Source organism: Bacillus sp. GbtcB10, from assembly GCF_019091365.1.
GTDB classification, from domain to species: Bacteria; Bacillota; Bacilli; order Bacillales; family Bacillaceae; genus Bacillus; species Bacillus altitudinis.
This window is the reverse complement of sequence record NZ_JAGXJP010000204.1, coordinates 1-264: the sequence shown is the minus strand read 5'-3', so window position 1 is coordinate 264 and position 264 is coordinate 1. Positions and strand designations below refer to the sequence as shown.

General features: G+C 36.0%; 1 pseudogene. It reads left to right on the top strand.

The window, feature by feature from the left end:
* Positions 1–185 precede the first annotated feature (185 nt).
* Positions 186–264 (top strand): annotated as a pseudogene (locus KVT11_RS20095) (lysine--tRNA ligase); the annotation flags it as partial.

Sequence of the window (264 nt, the reverse complement as noted above, 5' to 3'; positions counted from 1 at the left end):
GAGATAGGGTATAAGCATATTTTGCCGTACCTGAAGAGGTTAATATGGCGACATATTAACAAACTGAGGTGGTACCACGAAGCTAATAACTCTCGTCCTCAAGATGAATAATCTTGGGGTGGGAGTTTTTTTAGTGCAAAAAAATGAAAATGTGAGAACAAAAATATAATTGAGGTGAGTAGTATATGCATTGGGCATATGAAGTAGCACACGAATTAATTAGAAAACATCCAAACAAAGAAACTTTTGTTTGCGCATCTGGAA